Origin of the sequence: Pseudomonas sp. BF-RE-25 (genome assembly GCF_019956105.1) — a bacterium.
GTDB classification, from domain to species: Bacteria; Pseudomonadota; Gammaproteobacteria; order Pseudomonadales; family Pseudomonadaceae; genus Aquipseudomonas; species Aquipseudomonas migulae.
In genome coordinates this window covers 1-17282 of sequence record NZ_JAHBDB010000029.1, presented here as the reverse complement: position 1 = coordinate 17282, position 17282 = coordinate 1, and the positions used below count along the sequence as shown (strand labels likewise).

Below are 17282 nucleotides of genomic sequence, written 5' to 3'. Positions count from 1 at the left end.
GTCAGTGCTCACACGTCTTTGCGGATCGGCTCTTCGACTTTTTGCGCCTGCACGTCGATGGTGTGCGGCTGGTTCACGGACTGGGTGGTCTGTGGCTGAACAGGCGGAACCGGTTGGGCCGCTGCCGGATCGGCGGGTTTTTCGTCGTCGTTCATGGCTTTCTTGAAGCCCTTGATCGATTCGCCGACGTCAGTGCCGAGGTTTTTCAGTTTCTTGGTGCCGAACACCAGCACGACAACAACCAGGATTACGATCCAGTGTTTCCAGTCAAAAATGCCCATGTTGCTGCTCCTCTCTAATAGTTGTTCAGGCAGACGGGCGCGAGGCTTTCTCTGCGTGTCCGGACAGACCGAAACGACGGTCCAGTTCATCGAGTACAGCTTGTGGATGCTGCCCCAGTTGGGCGAGCATGACCATGCTGTGGAACCACAAATCGGCGGTTTCGTAGATCACATCGCTGCAGTCGCCGCTGATGGCGGCATCCTTGGCGGCGATGATGGTTTCGACCGACTCTTCGCCGACTTTTTCCAGAATCTTGTTCAAGCCCTTGTGGTACAGGCTGGCGACGTACGAGCTGTCGGCGGCGGCGCCTTTGCGCGCTTCCAGTACCTCGGCCAGTCGGGTCAGAGTGTCACTCATGTGTGTGTCCTGCGGAATAGATGGCGTGCGGGTCTTTGAGAACCGGGTCGACGGTTTTCCAGTCGCCGTTCTCGAAGACGCGATAGAAGCAGCTCTGCCGACCGGTATGGCAGGCGATGTCGCCGATCTGCTCGACCATCAGGATGATCACGTCGGCGTCGCAGTCCAGGCGCATCTCATGCAGGGTCTGCACGTGGCCGGACTCTTCGCCCTTGCGCCACAACTTGCCACGGGAACGTGACCAGTAGATGGCGCGGTTTTCGGCAGCGGTCAGTTCCAGCGCTTCGCGGTTCATCCAGGCCATCATCAGGACGCGCCCGGTCTTGTGATCCTGGGCGATTGCCGGCACCAGGCCGTCGGCGTCCCACTTGATCTCGTCCAGCCAGTTTTTCATCTTCGACTCCGACAGCGGGCTCCGCACTACATGAGCAGAGTCCAACGTTCAAACAGTGTGCCAGTGGATCACACAACTGGCTATCGGCGAACGACCAGATACAAGCCGACGGCCATCATGATTCCTGCCGGCCAGTAGGCCAGTTCGTTCAACGGCCCGCCCATGGCCAGTATTGCGCCGCCGGCCAGGTGCGCGGTACCGAGCAGGCGCAGGAACCAGTCGTCCCGGCGTCGATGCCACGATGGCGGCGGGTCGTAAGCGTGGGGCTGCGACATGCGTTCGAGCAGATCGCGCGCCATGTTGGCCAGGTGCGGCAGTTGTTCGAACTGGTTCTGCACGTTGCCGAGCAAGGCTTTGGGGCTGACGCGCTCGCGCATCCAGCGTTCTAGGAACGGCTGGGCGGTGTTCCACAGATCGAGGTCCGGGTACAGCTGACGGCCCAGGCCTTCGATGTTCAACAGGGTTTTTTGCAGCAGCACGAGTTGTGGCTGCACTTCCATGTTGAAGCGTCGAGCGGTCTGGAACAGACGCATCAGCACCTGACCGAAGGAAATATCTTTTAACGGTTTTTCGAAGATCGGCTCGCAAACGGTACGGATAGCCGCTTCGAATTCGTTGAGTTTGGTTTCCGCCGGTACCCAGCCCGAGTCGATGTGCAGTTGCGCCACACGCCGGTAATCGCGTTTGAAGAACGCGAACAGGTTGCGCGCCAGATAATCCTGGTCTTCGGGGGTCAGGCTGCCGACGATGCCGCAGTCGATCGCAATGTACTGCGGGCTCCACGGGTTGACGGTGCTGACGAAGATGTTGCCCGGGTGCATGTCGGCGTGGAAGAAACTGTCGCGGAACACCTGGGTGAAGAAGATCTCGACGCCGCGCTCGGCGAGCATTTTCATGTCGGTGCGCTGGTCGGCCAGGGTTGCGAGGTCGGTGACCTGAATGCCGTAGATGCGCTCCATCACCAGCACTTTCGGCCGGCACCAGTCCCAATAGACTTGTGGCACGTACAGCAGCGGCGAACCGTCGAAGTTACGCTTCAACTGGCTGGCGTTGGCCGCCTCGCGCAACAGGTCGAGTTCGTCGTAGATGGTTTTTTCGTAGTCGCTGACCACGTCCACCGGGTGCAGCAGACGCGCGTCGGCGGAGAGTTTTTCCGCTGCGCGGGCGAGGATGAACAACCACGCCAGGTCTTGCGCGATGATCGGTTTCAGGCCGGGGCGGATGACTTTGACGACGACTTCTTCACCGGTTTTCAACTGCGCGGCATGCACCTGCGCCACCGAAGCCGAGGCCAGCGGTTCGACGTCGAAACGGCTGAACACTTCACTGATCTTTTTGCCGAGCTGTTCTTCGATCAACTTGACCGACACTTGCGAATCGAACGGCGGCACGCGGTCCTGCAGCTTCATCAGCTCATCGGCGATGTCTTCCGGCAGCAGGTCGCGGCGGGTGGACAGGATCTGCCCGAACTTGATGAAAATCGGCCCCAGGTCCTGCAGCGCCAGGCGCAATCGCGCGCCACGGCTCAGGTCCAGCGGCTTGCGCGGGAACCAGCGCCACGGCAAGGCGTAGCGCAGCGCCAGCAGAAACCACGGCAGCGGCAGGGCGAACAGCAGGTCATCGAGGCGGTAGCGAATCACAACGCGCTGGATGCGCAACAAACGGCGGACGGCAAGCAGCTTCATGCGTTATCGCTTGGGTCGAGGGATCGGGAAAGGCGCTCGAAACGCGCCTCGAGACGTTCCAGATCGAGTTTGATCTGGTCCAGTTCACTGAATCGGGCTTCGGCTTCGCGCTGACCGACGAGGGTGCGCGATTCTTCGGCCAGGTATTCGCCCAGGTTCTGACCCAGGCTGGCAAATCCTTGCTGATACCAGCGTGCGCGACTGCGCAGGTGACCGCCGACCAGTTGCGTGGCCACGGGTCCCAGCCAGCGCGAAAGTTCGTATTCCCAGTCCAGCTCCAGGTCCTGGAGGATCGCGGCCAGTTCCAGCAGCACGCCGCTGTCGCCATCGAGTTCGACTTCAGGGGCATGCAAAACGGAGGTCTTGTCCTTGCTCATCGCCAGTTTCAACAGGCTGGAAGCCGGTGCACGCAAGGTGCAGTCGGCGCCGGTTTCCCAGTGGGTCGCCAACATCAAGCCTTCGTCGCTGGGCAGGATGAACAGTTGCAGTGCCGGGCTGCGGCAATCGACGGCAATCACCCGGCCGCTCAAATGCGCCAGCCGCGGCAGCGCCGTGCTGTCGAGACGCAGCACCCGGTTCAGGCCGAGTTCAATGCTGGCGAGCAGACCGGCCAGCAACATCAGGGTTTGATGCCACGGTGCAGGGCCACGATGCCTGCGGTCATGTTGTGGTAGGTCACGCGGTCGAAACCGGCCTCGACCATCATCGACTTCAGGGTTTCCTGATTAGGGTGCATGCGGATCGATTCGGCCAGGTAGCGATAGCTTTCCGAGTCGTTGGTGATCAGCTTGCCCATCAGCGGCATGAAGGCGAACGAGTAGGCGTCGTAGGCCTTGGACATCAGCGCGTTGGTTGGCTTGGAGAATTCCAGCACCAGCAAACGGCCACCCGGCTTGAGTACGCGCAGCATCGAACGCAGGGCGTCTTCTTTATGCGTCACGTTGCGCAGGCCGAATGCGATGGTCACGCAGTCGAAATGGTTGTCCGGGAACGGCAGCTTTTCAGCGTCGGCCTGAACGAATTCGACGTTGCCGGCCACACCCAGGTCCAGCAGGCGGTCACGACCGACCTTGAGCATGGATTCGTTGATGTCGGCCAACACCACTTGGCCGGTCGGGCCCACGAGGTGCGAGAATTTTTTGGTCAGGTCGCCGGTGCCGCCGGCAATGTCCAGCACGCGGTTGCCGGTGCGAACGCCCGACAGCTCGATCGCAAAACGCTTCCACAAACGGTGCATGCCGCCCGACAGGAGGTCGTTCATCAAGTCGTACTTGGCGGCTACCGAGTGGAAAACCTCAGCGACTTTTTCCGCTTTTTGGCTTTCCGGAACGTTTTTGAAACCGAAGTGCGTGGTGGGTTCGGCATCGCTGCCTTTGCGCTGATCAGTCATATCGCTGTCACCAGAAGAGAATGCGGGACATTCTAATCCCGGTGGCCTGCTTTGTCTTGGCAAGGCTGAAGGTAAGATGTAGAACCGCCGGGACGTTTTGCCGCAGGCGCGGTCAAGATGCTTCAGGAAAGTATTCATAAAGCAGGAGTCATTCGATGGCCCGTATTAGTGTTGAACGTGCCCACGGCCTGGGCAAGGAAGCGGCCCGCGAGAAGGCCAACCAGTTGGCGCAGAAACTGTCCGATCAATATGGCCTGGAGCCGCAGTGGTCCGGCGACACCCTGAACCTCAAGCGTTCCGGGGTGAAAGGCGCGGTGCATGTGGGCGAGGATTCGATTCGCGTTGATGTGGAATTGGGCCTGATGATGTCGGCCATGAGCGGCATGATCAAATCGGAAATCGAAAAGGCCCTCGATAAAGCCCTGGTCTGATTTCCGAGTCGAACCACATCCCCTGTGGGAGCCAGCCTGCTGGCGATGGCGGTGTATCAGTCAACATTGATGTTGATGGATAAATCGCTATCGCCAGCAGGCTGGCTCCCACATTTGTTTTAAGGTGCGCCCGAGGTTTTATGTCAGTTGTTAGGGTGCCGTTTCTAATTTTTCTCCCTACTTTGTGCATGAGCCCGACACTTTCGCGGGCAGTTCCTCAAACCTTCTGCGCGTGAGGTGCACCATGGCCAAAGTTATTTTGAAGAAAAAAATCGACGCTTCGACAACCGCTCTGAGCGACGTCAAATCCTATGCCCGCAAGATCTGGCTGGCAGGCCTGGGTGCCTACGCCAAGGTCGGCCAAGAGGGCAGCGATTACTTTCAAGAGTTGATCAAGGCTGGTCAAACTGTTGAAAAGAAAGGCAAAAAGGTAGTTGCCGAGAAACTTGAAGCAGCTAACGCCGAGATTGATGAAGCCAAGAGCGAAGTAAGCACTTTCAAAGGCAAGGTCGAAGTTCAACTCGACAAGGTCGAGAAGGCTTTTGACTCGCGTGTCGCAAGTACCTTGAATCGTATTGGCATTCCGTCTAAACATGACGTTGAGGCACTCTCTGCTAAGCTCGATGAGCTGACGGCATTGCTCGAACGCGTCGCGCGTAAATCTTAAGGAGAACGGGATGGCTGGTAAAAAGAACACCGAAAAAGAAGGCAGCTCGTGGATCGGGAAAGTCGAAGACTACTCCCGCAAAATCTGGCTTGCTGGTTTAGGCGTGTACTCGAAGATCGACACTGACGGCAGCAAGCTCTTCGATACATTGGTCAAAGACGGCGAGAAAGCCGAGAAGCTCACCAAGAGCGCTGTCGGCAAGAAAGTCGATGCCGCCAAGGACTCCGCTACCTCTGCCAAATCGCGCATCACTGGCGTGAAAGATCGTGCGCTGGGCAAGTGGGATGAGCTGGAAGGGGCTTTCGACAAGCGCCTGAACAGCGCCATTTCGCGCCTGGGTGTCCCGAGCCGCAACGAAGTGAAAGCGCTGCACAGCAAGGTCGATACCCTGACCAAGCAAATCGAAAAACTCACCGGTGCCAAGGTTGCGCCTGTTGCGGCGAAAACCGCAGCAGCCAAACCAGCGGCTAAAACCGCTGCCAAGCCACTGGTAAAAGCTGCCGCTAAACCGGCTGCAAAGCCCGCTGCCAAACCCGCCGCGAAAGCAGCGGCCAAGCCGGCAGCCAAAACGGCCGCAGCAAAACCTGCCGCAGCCAAGCCAGCAGCGAAACCGGTTGCCGCCAAAGCCGCCGCTAAACCGGCTGCTAAACCTGCAGCAGCCAAGCCTGCGGCAAAACCTGCCGCCGCGAAAAAACCAGCAGTGAAAAAACCGGCAGCGCCGAAAGCTGCTGCTCCAAAACCAGCAGTGGCTGCCGCCAAACCGGCAACCCCGGCGCCGACAGTGAGCAGCTCCAACTCTGCTACCGCGCCGACCCCTGCTGTAACCCCGACTGCCGCGCCAGCTCCATCGACGCCAACCAGTCAGTCCTGATTTCAGGGCTCAAAAAAACGCCCGGCCTGCAAAGGTCGGGCGTTTTTGTTTGTGCACGGTTCTGTAAACACCGCAGAGCCATTGTGGGAGTGAGCCTGCTCGCGATTACGGTGTGTCATTCAACATTGATGTTGACTGACCCGACGCCATCGCGAGCAGGCTCACTCCCAAATTGGAATGTGTTTATCCAGTGAAAGGGTTACTCGTGTTCTTCGAGGTATTGGAGTGCCAGTTGCTCCGTCGCGACCTTGATCGGCGGCAGCAGATGCGGCGCCACCAGCATCATGATCTGATACACCACCAGCCTCACCTCACCTTCGCGATCCAGAATCCGCTGGTAATCCAGCGAAAACAGCAGCGTCATGGTGATCTGTTCCACCAACTGCCCCAGCGCCTGCGTGTCGCTGACCAAGTGCCCCTGAGCCTTCAACCGCGCCAGCAACGAAGCCAGTGTGCGCTTCAGCGCGTTGAGCAGGTTGCGAATCCCTTTGGCTAGTTTCGGCAGACGCCCGGCGAGGTTCGACAGGTCCTGAAAGAGAAACCGATAGTGCGACAGGCGCTCGACGATCAGGTGCAGGAACAGCCAGTAATCTTCCGGTGCCAATTCCACATCGGACGGCGGATCGAGCAGCGGCGCAAGCTCCGCCTGGAAGCGCTCGAACAGCCCGAGAATCAGCGGCTCCTTACCGTGAAAGTGGTAGTAGAGGTTGCCCGGGCTGATGCCCATTTCATTGGCAACTTCCATGGTGGAGACGTTCGGTTCGCCCTTCTGATTGAACAACTGCAGGGCACATTCGAGGATCCGGTCGCGGGTTTTCATCCAGTCTTCTTAATGATCATTCCAATCCAGCCTCCTCCCTGTAGGAGCGAGCCTGCTCGCGATGGACGTTAACGATAACGCGTGCTGTCTGGATGAACGCGTTGCCTAAACGTTTTTCGCGAGCAGGCTCGCTCCTACAGGGGGAAGACCGTGGTGTGTTGGGTGTCAGCGCACGCGCACGTAAGTGCCGGGTGCCGCCTCCATGGGTGGATAGTTCTGGTTGCCGAGGGCCATGTGGGTTTCCTTTTGCGCGCCAGAACGTTCCTGAATCCAGCTCAGCCACTGCGTCCACCAGCTGCCGTCGACTTGCTTGGCGTCGTAATACCAGGCCCGCGGATCGCTGCTCAGTTTGGTGCTTTCGATGAAGTTGGCTTTCGGGTTGGACGGCGGGTTGAGGATGCTCTGTACATGACCGCTGTTGGACAGCACGAAGCGTCGCTCGCCACCCAGCAGCAGCGTCGAGCGATACACCGCATCCCACGGCGTAATGTGGTCGTTGATGCCGGCCACGCTGAAGCTGTCGACGGTGACTTTCTGCAAGTCGATCGGCGTGCCGCACACTTCCAGGCCCCCCGGATGACTCAGCGGGTTGTGCTTGAAGAAGTCCAGCAGGTCGCCATGAAAGGCGGCCGGCAGGCGTGTGTTGTCGTTGTTCCAGTAGAGGATGTCGAACGCCGGCGGCTCCTTGCCCAACAGGTAGTTGTTGACGAAGTAGCTCCAGATCAAATCGTTGGGGCGCATCCAGGCGAAGACCTTGGCCATGTCGCGACCGTCCAGCACGCCCTTCTGATAGGACCGACGCTTGGCCGCTTCCAGGGTCTGTTCGTCGGCGAACAGGGTCGCGGGGCTCTCCATCTGGCTGTCGAGCAGGCTCACCAGATAGGTTGCGCTGGATACACGGCGAAGTTGCCGCTTCGCCTGCAAATGACCTTGCAGCGCAGCAATGGTCAGCCCGCCGGCGCAGGCGCCCATCAGGTTGACTTCCCGGGCGCCGGTGATCGCCCGGCATACATTCATCGCTTCTTCGACGGCTTCGACGTAGGTCGAAAGGCCCCATTCGCGATGGCGCACATCCGGGTTGCGCCAACTGATCATGAAGGTTTGCAGGCCGTTTTTCAGGGCGAACTGGACGAAGCTGTTGTTCGGGCTCAGGTCGAAAATGTAGTACTTGTTGATCTGTGGCGGCACCACCAGCAGCGGTTTGGAATACTGCTTTTCGCTCATCGGCTTGTACTGGATCAGTTCCAGCAGTTCATTGCGAAACACCACGGCGCCGGTGGTGGTGGCGACCGTCTTGCCGACCTCGAAGGCCTGCTTGGTCACTTGCCTGGGCAGGCCGTCGTTGTGCAGGAAATCATCGACCAGGTGACTGACGCCACGCACCAGGCTGTTGCCGCCGGAGTTGAAGATTTCCTTGACCGCCAGCGGATTGAGCAGGGTGTTGGACGGTGACACCGCATCATTGAGCAAAGCGAACGCGAAGTGGGCGCGGGCGCGATCGTCCGGGTCCATGTTGCTCTCGTCGATCCAGCTTTTGACCTGTTTCTGCCAGCTCAGGTAGGCCTGCAAACTGCGGCGATAAAACGGGTTGAGGCTCCATGCGGGGTCGGCAAAGCGATTGTCGTTGGGGTTGGTCGGGTGCAGGGTTTCGCCCAGCAACACGCGCCCCAGTTGACCGCCCAGCTTCAACGCATGGCGGGCGCTGTGCACGGGGTTGCGCAAACCATGGGCGGCAACGCTGCGCAGGGTCGAAAACAGATCCCGACCACGCAGGCCGGTAATCGCACTCTGTGCGTTGATGAACGCTGCGGGAGTCGGTAAAGATTCCCTCGCTGGCTTGTCGCGCATGACTCAACACTCCTTCGTCTTCAGGCCAAATACAAACACACCGAACCAGAACACCATAGACGCTGTAACGGGTTGTTGCGCGGCGCGGCGTCCTGCCGACCGACGATAAGTCGGTTAGCCGCCCGATGGAGCCGGATGCGGATGCATCACGGCGCGCTGCCGTTCTTCCTCGAGAAACTTCATGATGATCGGCGCCACGGCCTCGGCGCGGGTGATCAGGAACAGGTGCCCGTCATCGATGATGTGCAACTGGGCATTGGGAATCCGCCAGGCCAGCAAGCGCATGTTGATCAACGGGATCAGCGGGTCATCGTCGCCGGCCAGCACCAGCGTCGGCTGGTGGATCTTGTGCAGCCAGTGAATGCTGGTCCAGCCGAGCCCGGCGAACAGCTGCCAGTAGTAACCGAGCTTGCCTGCCGAGCGCACCTTCGCCGCATGGCTGGCCGCCAGTGTCGGATCGCGACGGAACGAGCCGCCGTAGATCATCGGCGCAATGCGGATCACGTGCGATGGCTGGATGTAGCGCCGTGGGCTGGCCATCATCCACAGCACTTTCGGTTTGCCCGGCACCATCACCGCACCTGCCGCCGTCGCCGCCAGCACCAGTTTCTTGCAGCGCTCGGGGTAGTCGTAAGCAAACTGCTGGGCGAGGGCGCCACCCCATGACACACCGATCACGTTCACTTGCCCGTAATCGAGATAGTCGAGCATCCGCGCCGTGAGTTTGGCCAGGCCCGGAAAACGATACGGCCGGTTCGGCGTCGACGAACCGCCGACACCGGGCACGTCGAAAGCGATGACTTCGAGGTCCGGGTCCAATGCTGCGACAAACGGAAACACCAGCTCCAGGTTGGCGCCGATGCCGTTGAAAATCAGCAAGGGCGTCAAGTGAGGCTTGCCGGGGCGTACTGCCGTGCGGAGGGTCTGGCCATCCAGGTCGACGGTACGAAAAATGAACGGTTGCGGCATGCTTCAAGCCCTGTGGGTTAATTCGTCCCCTATCCCCTGTAGGAGCGAGCTTGCTCGCGAAAAACGAAAGGGCAACGCGTTCATCAGGTGGCGCGCGTTATCGTTGACGTCCATCGCGAGCAAGCTCGCTCCTACAGGTAATCGGGGTGTGTCAATTACCGCTCATGTACGTAAGTGCCCGGTGCTGCTTCACCTTCGGGATAAGCCTTGTTGCCCAGTTTTGTCGGGGATTTTTTCAATTCGCCCGAACGCTCGGCCTGCCAGGCTTGCCAGTGCAGCCACCAGGAATCGGTGTGCTTGGTGGAGTTTTCCTGCCACTCCTCAGCCTTCAACGGCATCTCGGCGCCCGTCATGTAGCGCGATTTCGGGTTGCCCGGCGGGTTCAGAATGCTCTGGATATGCCCGCTGCTGGACAGCACGAATTCGACCTTGCCGCCGAACAGTTGCGCCGACTTGTAGCAGGACTTCCACGGCGTGATGTGGTCGTTGGTGCCGGCCAGGGAAAAGATGTCGGCCGTGACCTGCTTCAGGTCGATCGGCGTGCCGCACACTTCCAGTGCATCCGGGCGGATCAGCGGATTGTTTTTGAACATCTCGATCAGGTCGCCGTGGAACGCGGCGGGCAACCGGGTGGTGTCGTTGTTCCAGAACAGAATGTCGAACACCGGCGGCTCGTTGCCAAGCAGGTAGTTGTTGACCCAGTAGTTCCAGATCAGATCGTTGGGGCGCATCCAGGCGAACACTTTCGCCATGTCGCGGCCTTCGAGTACACCCGCCTGATATGAATGGCGTTTGGCGGCTTCAAGCGTCTGCTCGTCGACAAACAGTGCCACGTCGCTGTCCAGGGTGGTGTCCAGCACGCTGACCAGCAGCGTCAGGGCGTTGACTTTGTTCTCGCCGATTGCGGCGTAGTGGCCCAGCAACGCGGTGCAGGTGATGCCGCCGGAGCAGGCGCCGAGCATGTTCACGTCTTTGCTGCCGGTGATCGCGGTGACCACATCAACCGCTTCCTTGAGCGCTTCGATGTAGGTCGACAGACCCCATTCGCGTTGCTCCTTGGTCGGGTTGCGCCAGCTGACGATGAAGGTCTGTACGTGATTGCGCAGGCAGAAACGCGCCAGGCTTTTGTCCGGGCTAAGGTCGAAAACGTAGAACTTGTTGATTTGTGGCGGCACCACCAGCAATGGGCGCTCATGCACCTGCTCGGTGGTCGGCCGGTACTGGATCAGCTCCAGCACGTCGTTACGGAAAACCACCGCACCTTCGGTCACGCCCAGGCTCTTGCCGACTTCAAATGCGCCCATGTTGACCTGGCTCGGCATGCCGCCGTTGTGCACCAGATCCTTGGCCAGGTGCGAGAGGCCGTCGAGCAGGCTCTTGCCACCGGTTTCGAAGAAGCGTTTGACCGCTGCCGGGTTGGCCGCCGTGTTGGTCGGGGCCATGGCTTCGGTCATGAGGTTGATCACGAAATGCCCGCGTGCCACATCCTTGGGCCCGAGGTTACTGTCGTCGATCCAGTCGTGGAGTTCCTTGCGCCACGCCAGGTAGGTTTGCAAATAACGTTTGTAGAGCGGGTTCTGGCTCCAGGCCGGATCGGCGAAACGACGGTCATCGCTGGTCGGTAGCAGCTCGGATTTGCCGAACAGCACGTTCTTCAGTTCAAGACCGAAATGAGCGACATGTTTCGCACTGTGAATCGGTTGTTTAATGGCCTGCCTGAGCACCATTCGAGCAGAAGCCAGTAGATCCTTTCCACGCAGCCCAACGACAGGATTAAGCCCCAAGGTGTTTTCCGAGGCTTGATTCTTCAAGTCATCGTTATTCTTGTTACTCATCTACGACGCTCCATTGTCCTGAGACGAGTACCTGAGTCCAGCCGTGTAGTCACACAGCCAATGCCAGGTACTACTGCTCGGGTGACCGATAATTCTGCATCGCTGCTTTTTAGTTCAGAGAGCACTGCAGGTAACTTGCCAGCTCCATTGGTTACCCGAGTTTAATTTTTTTCGCAAGCAGGCTAATGACTGACCTCGCGGCCAAGCATTCAAACAGATGAAATTAGAAAATGCCTTCTAATGCGCAAGAGGCGCGGGTTAGAGCATCAGCTTGACGACAGATTCGTTAGGGTCGCGGGTCTTTCCGGCCGCTTTCAGTTCGGCAAGATAATCGTTCCAGAGATCCTCTTGGCGCACGCCCAGCTGGTACAGATATTCCCAGGTGAACAGGCCGCTGTCGTGGCCGTCGTCGAAGGTCAATTTCAGTGCGTACTGACCGGCCGGTTCTACCTTGGTCAGGCCTACGCCGATCTTGCCAAATTGCAGGATAGGTTTGCCGTGGCCCTGGACCTCGGCGGAAGGAGAGTGCACGCGCAGGAACTCTGCGGGCAGGTGATGTTCCTCGCCGGACGCGTATTTCAGCGACAGGGTTTTCGAGGCTTTGTGCAGTTTGATGTCGGTGGGGAGTTGGGTCATGACCTGATGTCCGTCAGTGTGGAACTCTCGCGGTCCCTTGTAGGAGCCGGCTTGCCGGCGATGGCGATCTCAAGGTCCCCATCGCCGGCAAGCCGGCTCCTACACAGGTCTCACATGACCTACAGGATATAACGGGACAGGTCTTCGTTCTGCGCCAATTCGCCGAGGTGGTTGTTGACGTAGTCGGCGTCGATCAGGATCACCTTGTCATCGTGAGCGCTGGCCAGGTCGCCGGCGCTGAACGACACCTCTTCGAGCAGGCGCTCAAGCAGCGTGTGCAGGCGACGGGCACCGATGTTCTCGGTTTTCTCGTTGACCTGCCAGGCGATCTCGGCGATGCGCTTGATGCCATCCGGCTGGAACTCGATGGCCAGGCCTTCGGTTTTCAGCAGTGCGCAATATTGCTCGGTGAGCGAGGCGTGCGGTTCGCTGAGGATGCGTTCGAAGTCTTCCGGCGTCAGCGCCTTCAGCTCGACACGAATCGGCAGACGCCCTTGCAGCTCAGGCACCAGATCGCTCGGTTTGCTCAAGTGGAACGCACCGGAAGCGATGAACAGGATGTGGTCGGTCTTGACCATGCCCAGTTTGGTGTTGACGGTGCAGCCTTCGATCAGTGGCAGCAAGTCGCGTTGCACGCCTTCACGGGACACGTCGACGCCACCGGAGTTACCGCGCTTGGCAACCTTGTCGATTTCGTCGATGAACACGATGCCGTGCTGCTCGACCGCTTCCAGCGCCTTGGCCTTCAGCTCTTCATCGTTGACCAGGCGGCTGGCTTCTTCGTCGCGGACCAGTTTCAGCGCTTCCTTGACCTTGAGCTTGCGGCTCTTGCGTTTACCCTTGCCCATATTGGCGAACAGGCTCTGCAACTGGTTGGTCATTTCTTCCATGCCCGGTGGCGCGGAGATATCGACGCCGGACACTTCGGCGACTTCGATTTCGATCTCCTTGTCGTCCAGCTGACCTTCGCGCAGGCGCTTGCGGAACAGCTGGCGGGTGTTGGAGTCGGCCGACGGGGCGTCATCGTTGTTGAAACCCATGCGCGCCGGTGGCAGCAGGGCGTCGAGGATGCGCTCTTCGGCGGCATCTTCGGCGCGGTGGCGAACCTTGGTCATTTCCTGTTCGCGCAGCAGCTTGATGGCAGCATCGGCCAGGTCACGAATGATCGACTCGACGTCGCGGCCAACGTAGCCGACTTCGGTGAACTTGGTCGCTTCGACTTTGATGAACGGTGCGTTGGCCAGTTTGGCCAGGCGACGGGCGATCTCGGTTTTGCCGACACCGGTCGGGCCGATCATCAGGATGTTCTTCGGCGTTACTTCAACGCGCAGTTCTTCCGGCAGTTGCATCCGGCGCCAGCGGTTACGCAGCGCGATGGCGACGGCGCGTTTGGCATCGTCCTGGCCGATGATATGGCGGTTGAGTTCGTGGACGATTTCACGGGGAGTCATGGACATAATATTTTGACGGACCTTAAACAAGATGAGTCGTGGCGTGGGGCCGAAACAGACTTACTCGTCGCCTTTGGCGCAGTCCTGCTCCTCAATGGTCTGGGTGTGGTTGGTGAATACACAAATGTCGCCGGCAATGCCGAGGGCGGTTTCGACGATTTCCCTGGCTGACAGGTCGGTTTTCTTCAGCAGCGCACTGGCGGCGGCCTGGGCGTAGGCGCCGCCGGAACCCATGGCGATCAGGCCTTGTTCAGGCTCTACAACGTCGCCGTTACCGGTGATGATCAGGGACGCGTCTTTGTTGGCGACCGCGAGCATGGCTTCGAGGCGGCTGAGGGTGCGGTCGGTGCGCCATTCTTTGGCGAGTTCGACGGCGGCGCGAACCAGATGGCCCTGGTGTTTCTCCAGTTGACCTTCGAAGCGTTCGAAAAGGGTAAAGGCGTCGGCCGTGGCGCCAGCAAAACCGGCGAGGACTTCGCCGTGGTAGAGGCGACGAACTTTCTTCGCGTTGCCTTTCATCACGGTATTGCCGAGAGAAACCTGGCCGTCGCCGCCCATGACGACTTTGCCGTGGCGGCGAACTGAAACGATGGTGGTCAAGGGAGAGTCTCCACGCAGCGGGGCGAAAATGCCTTATGCCAACTCATATGGGGGTGGTGGAGCGTTTTTCAACTGCGGGGCGGGAGAGGGGACGAGCGGTGTTGCGCGGGGGAAGGTGTGTTGTCTGGTCTGACGCCATCGCCAGCAAGCTGGCTCCTACAGGTTGCGCGATTTTCACGGATACGGTGAACCGTGGATTTCACGGCGTTCACGATATCGCGAACGATGCATAACCTGTAGGAGCCGGCTTGCCGGCGATGAACGATAACGCGGTCTTACTGACGAAATCAGCGGTTCTGGCGTTGTTGTAACAACAGGTTGCTGAACCCGGCGCCGGACAGTTGTTTCTGCGCGGTGGTCAGTTGTTCGCGATTGCTGAACGGCCCGACCAACACTCGATACCAGGTCTCGTCCTTCACCGTGCCGGACTCAACCGACACCGCCTGACCGAGCAGAATGATCTGCGCGCGCACCTTGTCTGCATCAGCCTCCTTGCGGAACGAACCGGCCTGCAGGAAGAACTTGGTCACCGGTGCCGCCTTGGCCACGGGTGGCGGTGGCGGCGGGGTGATGCCAGCCAATGCCGCCTGAGCCCGCGCCGTGTCGATCTTCGCCGCTTCCGCCGGGGTTACCGGCGTTGTCGGTACAGCTGGCGTCGGCGGTGTTTTCTCCGGCACGGCATCCGGCGGCACGATGACTTCCGATTCCGGCAGCAAGGTGTAGAAGTCGTACTTCGGCTTCACCGGTTGCGTCGGGCTCGGCGGGGTCTTGTTGGCCTCGGCGACCTTGGTGGCTTTCTGCTGCTCGATCTTCTCGCGCTTGACGCTGTCGCTGCCCTTGCCCGGTTCCAGCTTCATCAGGAACACAATGAACGCGCCGACCGTCAGGCCGATGGCCATCCACAACCAACCCGGGATCGGTTGCTTTGCTGGAGCTTGGTAACGGCTGGCGCCACGCTTGGGTGCAGGTTTTTTCTTGGCAGCCAACTTACATACGCTCCAGAGTTTCCAGACCCAAGAGTTCCAGGCCTTGCTTGAGAGTGCGGCCGGTCAGCGCGGCAAGACGCAAGCGGCTTTGCATTTGCGCCGGGGTTTCAGCACTGAGGATCGGGCAGTTCTCGTAGAAACTGGAGAACAGGCCGGCAACGTCGTACAGGTAGGTGCAGAGGATGTGCGGCGTGCCTTTCTCGGACACGTTGTTCAGGATTTCGCCGAATTGCGCGAGTTTGGCTGCCAGCTCATGTTCATGCGCGGCTTCCAGGACGATCTGGCCTTCGACTTCGCTGAAGTCCTTGCCGAGCTTGCGGAACACGCCCGCCACGCGGGTGTAGGCGTACAGCAGGTACGGCGCGGTGTTGCCTTCGAAGTTCAGCATCAGGTCGAAGTTGAAGCTGTAGTCGCTGGTGCGGTGCTTGGACAGGTCGGCGTATTTCACTGCGCCGATGCCCACGACCTTGGCGATGTTGCGCAGCTCGTCTTCGGCCAGCTCCGGGTTTTTCTCTTTGACCAGGTTGTAGGCGCGCTCCTGGGCTTCGGTCAGCAGGTCGATCAGCTTCACGGTGCCGCCATCGCGGGTCTTGAACGGACGGCCATCGGCGCCGTTCATGGTGCCGAAGCCCATGTGTTCCATTTCCATCGGGTGCGTCACGAAGCCGGCCTTGCGGGCGACGGCGAACACTTGCTGGAAGTGCAGGGCCTGGCGCTGGTCAACAAAGTACAGCGCGCGATCAGCCTTCAGCTTGCCACTGCGATAACGTACTGCTGCCAGGTCGGTGGTGGCGTAGAGGTAGCCGCCATCCGCCTTGACGATGATCACCGGCAGCGGGTCGCCGTCAGCGTTCTTGAACTCGTCGAGGAACACGCACTGCGCGCCGTTGCTCTCGACCAGCATGCCAGCGGCCTTGAGGTCGTTGACCACGTTGATCAGGTCGTCGTTGTAGGCGCTTTCGCCCATCACGTCGGCCATGGTCAGTTTGACGTTCAGCAGCTCGTAGATTTTCTGGCAGTGCGACAGCGAGATGTCCTTGAACTTGGTCCACAGTGCCAGGCAATCCGGGTCGCCGGCTTGCAGCTTGACCACCAGGCCACGGGCGCGGTCGGCGAACTCTTCGGATTCGTCAAAACGTCCCTTGGCGGCGCGGTAGAAGTTTTCCAGGTCCGACAGCTCGTCGCTGGTGATCGGGTTTTCCTGCAAGTAAGCCATCAGCATGCCGAACTGGGTGCCCCAGTCGCCCACGTGGTTCTGACGGATCACTTCGTCGCCGAGGAACTCCAGAACGCGAGCCACGCCGTCGCCGATGATGGTCGAACGCAAGTGGCCGACGTGCATCTCTTTGGCGAGGTTCGGTGCCGACAGGTCGACCACGGTGCGTTGCGCCGGGCCGGCCTTGCGCACGCCGATGTGCTCGTCGGCCAGTGCGGCGTCGAGGCGGGTGGCCAGGGCGTCGGTGTTCTGGAAAAAATTCAGGAAGCCAGGACCGGCGATTTCGGTCTTGGTGATGTTTTCGTCGGCCGGCAGCGCGGCGATGATTTTCTCGGCCAGATCGCGCGGCTTCATGCCGGCCGGCTTGGCCAGCATCATGGCGATGTTGCTGGCGAAGTCGCCGTTCTTCTTGTCGCGGGAGTTTTCCACCTGGATCGCCGGCGTCAGGCCTTCAGGCAACACACCTTCGTTGACGAGTTGGGTGATGGCTTGTTGGATCAACTGGCGAATGGTGTCTTTCATGGTCTTCTCTTTCGACCGCAAGCGCGGCGGCGCTTCGATGCGCTGGTGGAAAAACTGGGCATTATCCGTTGCGAAGGCGGGCTTGCCAACTATAGCGGGCAGGTTGTGGATATGTGGTGACAAATAGACCGCCTTCGCGGGCAAGCCTCGCTCCTACAACGGATAGCGTGAGTCCCGTAGGAGCGAGGCTTGCCCGCGAAGGCAATATTGAAATCAATACAAATCCACAGGATCGACATCCAAAGACCAGCGCACCGCCCGCCCACTCGGCATCTGCTCCAGCACCAGCAACCAACTGGCCAGCAACCGGTGCAGCGGCGCC

At 59.7% G+C, this 17282-nt stretch carries 19 protein-coding genes; 3 read left to right on the top strand and 16 right to left on the bottom strand.

Features of this window, described 5'->3' with window-relative positions; genetic code table 11:
- Positions 1–8: 8 nt before the first annotated feature.
- From KGB24_RS14705 to ubiE, 6 genes are all read right to left on the bottom strand, one after another.
- Complete coding sequence (locus tag KGB24_RS14705) at positions 9–281, bottom strand: twin-arginine translocase TatA/TatE family subunit (protein WP_008025233.1); 273 nt, start codon at positions 279–281, stop codon at positions 9–11.
- A gap of 25 nt (positions 282–306) precedes the next feature.
- Complete coding sequence (locus tag KGB24_RS14700) at positions 307–639, bottom strand: phosphoribosyl-ATP diphosphatase (protein ID WP_008025232.1); 333 nt, start codon at positions 637–639, stop codon at positions 307–309.
- Positions 632–1033 carry a phosphoribosyl-AMP cyclohydrolase gene (gene hisI, locus KGB24_RS14695; RefSeq protein WP_007899278.1) on the bottom strand — a complete coding sequence of 134 codons (402 nt, stop codon included), beginning with the start codon at positions 1031–1033 and terminating at the stop codon, positions 632–634. The genes KGB24_RS14700 and hisI overlap by 8 nt, the downstream gene beginning before the upstream one ends.
- Positions 1034–1113: 80 nt before the next feature.
- Complete coding sequence (gene ubiB / locus KGB24_RS14690) at positions 1114–2718, bottom strand: ubiquinone biosynthesis regulatory protein kinase UbiB (RefSeq protein ID WP_008041890.1); 1605 nt, start codon at positions 2716–2718, stop codon at positions 1114–1116.
- A complete protein-coding gene (locus KGB24_RS14685; protein ID WP_008025228.1) occupies positions 2715–3338 on the bottom strand; it encodes an SCP2 domain-containing protein in 624 nt (207 codons plus the stop codon). The genes ubiB and KGB24_RS14685 overlap by 4 nt, the downstream gene beginning before the upstream one ends.
- Positions 3338–4108 (bottom strand): bifunctional demethylmenaquinone methyltransferase/2-methoxy-6-polyprenyl-1,4-benzoquinol methylase UbiE, encoded by a 771-nt coding sequence (ubiE, locus tag KGB24_RS14680; protein WP_007948968.1) that lies wholly within the window; start codon positions 4106–4108, stop codon positions 3338–3340. Before ubiE ends, KGB24_RS14685 begins: the two co-directional genes overlap by 1 nt.
- A 155-nt stretch (positions 4109–4263) precedes the next feature.
- Between ubiE and KGB24_RS14675 the strand changes: the two genes are divergently transcribed.
- The 3 genes from KGB24_RS14675 (at position 4264) to KGB24_RS14665 (ending at position 6077) form a co-directional block, all read left to right on the top strand.
- Positions 4264–4539 (top strand): polyhydroxyalkanoic acid system family protein, encoded by a 276-nt coding sequence (locus KGB24_RS14675; protein ID WP_008025227.1) that lies wholly within the window; start codon positions 4264–4266, stop codon positions 4537–4539.
- Positions 4540–4783: 244 nt separating this feature from the next.
- On the top strand, positions 4784–5206 hold the full coding sequence (locus KGB24_RS14670) for a phasin family protein (RefSeq protein ID WP_008025226.1): 423 nt from the start codon (positions 4784–4786) through the stop codon (positions 5204–5206).
- A gap of 10 nt (positions 5207–5216) precedes the next feature.
- Positions 5217–6077: a phasin family protein gene (locus tag KGB24_RS14665; protein WP_223415497.1), complete on the top strand. Its 861-nt coding sequence runs from the start codon at positions 5217–5219 to the stop codon at positions 6075–6077.
- A 199-nt stretch (positions 6078–6276) separates the two neighbouring features.
- Here the strand turns inward: KGB24_RS14665 and KGB24_RS14660 are convergent, their stop codons facing one another.
- The 10 genes from KGB24_RS14660 to KGB24_RS29410 all read right to left on the bottom strand — a co-directional run.
- A complete protein-coding gene (locus tag KGB24_RS14660) occupies positions 6277–6897 on the bottom strand; it encodes a TetR/AcrR family transcriptional regulator (protein ID WP_008025224.1) in 621 nt (206 codons plus the stop codon).
- A gap of 165 nt (positions 6898–7062) precedes the next feature.
- On the bottom strand, positions 7063–8745 hold the full coding sequence (gene phaC / locus KGB24_RS14655) for a class II poly(R)-hydroxyalkanoic acid synthase (protein WP_223415498.1): 1683 nt from the start codon (positions 8743–8745) through the stop codon (positions 7063–7065).
- A 114-nt stretch (positions 8746–8859) separates the two neighbouring features.
- Positions 8860–9714 (bottom strand): poly(3-hydroxyalkanoate) depolymerase, encoded by an 855-nt coding sequence (gene phaZ, locus KGB24_RS14650; RefSeq protein WP_008025220.1) that lies wholly within the window; start codon positions 9712–9714, stop codon positions 8860–8862.
- Between the two features lie 155 nt (positions 9715–9869).
- Complete coding sequence (gene phaC, locus KGB24_RS14645) at positions 9870–11549, bottom strand: class II poly(R)-hydroxyalkanoic acid synthase (protein WP_223415499.1); 1680 nt, start codon at positions 11547–11549, stop codon at positions 9870–9872.
- A 258-nt stretch (positions 11550–11807) separates the two neighbouring features.
- Positions 11808–12185: a gamma-butyrobetaine hydroxylase-like domain-containing protein gene (locus KGB24_RS14640; protein ID WP_008025216.1), complete on the bottom strand. Its 378-nt coding sequence runs from the start codon at positions 12183–12185 to the stop codon at positions 11808–11810.
- A 119-nt stretch (positions 12186–12304) separates the two neighbouring features.
- Positions 12305–13642, bottom strand: coding sequence for an ATP-dependent protease ATPase subunit HslU (hslU, locus tag KGB24_RS14635; protein ID WP_008025214.1), 1338 nt, complete (start codon positions 13640–13642; stop codon positions 12305–12307).
- Positions 13643–13696: 54 nt separating this feature from the next.
- Positions 13697–14236, bottom strand: coding sequence for an ATP-dependent protease subunit HslV (hslV, locus tag KGB24_RS14630; protein WP_008025213.1), 540 nt, complete (start codon positions 14234–14236; stop codon positions 13697–13699).
- Between the two features lie 287 nt (positions 14237–14523).
- Positions 14524–15222, bottom strand: coding sequence for an SPOR domain-containing protein (locus KGB24_RS14625; protein WP_008025212.1), 699 nt, complete (start codon positions 15220–15222; stop codon positions 14524–14526).
- A gap of 1 nt (position 15223) precedes the next feature.
- On the bottom strand, positions 15224–16960 hold the full coding sequence (gene argS, locus KGB24_RS14620; RefSeq protein WP_192226850.1) for an arginine--tRNA ligase: 1737 nt from the start codon (positions 16958–16960) through the stop codon (positions 15224–15226).
- Between the two features lie 213 nt (positions 16961–17173).
- On the bottom strand, positions 17174–17282 hold a 109-nt coding region (locus tag KGB24_RS29410; RefSeq protein ID WP_411741942.1), incomplete at its 5' end, for a hypothetical protein.

What these genes read in the sequence shown, in the direction of transcription:
- KGB24_RS14705 (WP_008025233.1), bottom strand. Translation starts at nt 281, where the DNA reads ATGGGCATTTTTGACTGGAAACACTGGATCGTAATCCTGGTTGTTGTC.
- KGB24_RS14700 (WP_008025232.1), bottom strand. Translation starts at nt 639, where the DNA reads ATGAGTGACACTCTGACCCGACTGGCCGAGGTACTGGAAGCGCGCAAA.
- hisI (WP_007899278.1), bottom strand. Translation starts at nt 1,033, where the DNA reads ATGAAAAACTGGCTGGACGAGATCAAGTGGGACGCCGACGGCCTGGTG.
- ubiB (WP_008041890.1), bottom strand. Translation starts at nt 2,718, where the DNA reads ATGAAGCTGCTTGCCGTCCGCCGTTTGTTGCGCATCCAGCGCGTTGTG.
- KGB24_RS14685 (WP_008025228.1), bottom strand. Translation starts at nt 3,338, where the DNA reads ATGTTGCTGGCCGGTCTGCTCGCCAGCATTGAACTCGGCCTGAACCGG.
- ubiE (WP_007948968.1), bottom strand. Translation starts at nt 4,108, where the DNA reads ATGACTGATCAGCGCAAAGGCAGCGATGCCGAACCCACCACGCACTTC.
- KGB24_RS14675 (WP_008025227.1), top strand. Translation starts at nt 4,264, where the DNA reads ATGGCCCGTATTAGTGTTGAACGTGCCCACGGCCTGGGCAAGGAAGCG.
- KGB24_RS14670 (WP_008025226.1), top strand. Translation starts at nt 4,784, where the DNA reads ATGGCCAAAGTTATTTTGAAGAAAAAAATCGACGCTTCGACAACCGCT.
- KGB24_RS14665 (WP_223415497.1), top strand. Translation starts at nt 5,217, where the DNA reads ATGGCTGGTAAAAAGAACACCGAAAAAGAAGGCAGCTCGTGGATCGGG.
- KGB24_RS14660 (WP_008025224.1), bottom strand. Translation starts at nt 6,897, where the DNA reads ATGAAAACCCGCGACCGGATCCTCGAATGTGCCCTGCAGTTGTTCAAT.
- phaC (WP_223415498.1), bottom strand. Translation starts at nt 8,745, where the DNA reads ATGCGCGACAAGCCAGCGAGGGAATCTTTACCGACTCCCGCAGCGTTC.
- phaZ (WP_008025220.1), bottom strand. Translation starts at nt 9,714, where the DNA reads ATGCCGCAACCGTTCATTTTTCGTACCGTCGACCTGGATGGCCAGACC.
- phaC (WP_223415499.1), bottom strand. Translation starts at nt 11,549, where the DNA reads ATGAGTAACAAGAATAACGATGACTTGAAGAATCAAGCCTCGGAAAAC.
- KGB24_RS14640 (WP_008025216.1), bottom strand. Translation starts at nt 12,185, where the DNA reads ATGACCCAACTCCCCACCGACATCAAACTGCACAAAGCCTCGAAAACC.
- hslU (WP_008025214.1), bottom strand. Translation starts at nt 13,642, where the DNA reads ATGTCCATGACTCCCCGTGAAATCGTCCACGAACTCAACCGCCATATC.
- argS (WP_192226850.1), bottom strand. Translation starts at nt 16,960, where the DNA reads ATGAAAGACACCATTCGCCAGTTGATCCAACAAGCCATCACCCAACTC.